The 401-nt window shown below is 48.9% G+C and carries 1 protein-coding gene; it reads left to right on the plus strand.

Features of this window, described 5'->3' with window-relative positions:
• Window positions 1-401, plus strand: a 401-nt coding sequence (locus Q763_RS18015; protein ID WP_035136327.1) for a hypothetical protein, incomplete at both ends; no start/stop codon positions are given.

Consider the following 401-nt stretch of genomic DNA (forward strand, 5'->3'; position numbering starts at 1 on the left):
TACACCAACCAGAGTACGGTTGAGGCAATCTATGTAAGGGTAACCTTTGAAGCAACGGACTGCTACAGGATCGTACTGCTTGATATCAGGGTAGCTCCGCTACCGGTACTGGTACCCCCATCTGCAGAAGACCTGCTGGTATGTGACCCTGACGGTGACGGCTTTGCCCAGTTTGACCTTGAGGCACTGGTAGAAGATATGGTAGACAACGGAGAAGACCTTTTGGTAACCTTCCACGAGACCGCTATCGATGCAGAGAGCGGATTAAACCCAATCCCTAACCCTGATAACTATACCAACAATGTAGCCTATGCCCAAACGATTTATGTAAGGGTGGAGAATACGGTAACAGGATGTTATACTTCTACGGCCTATGCCTTAGACCTTGTAGTGGTGGATGC

This window comes from Flavobacterium beibuense F44-8, assembly GCF_000769915.1.
Taxonomy (GTDB): domain Bacteria; phylum Bacteroidota; class Bacteroidia; order Flavobacteriales; family Flavobacteriaceae; genus Flavobacterium; species Flavobacterium beibuense.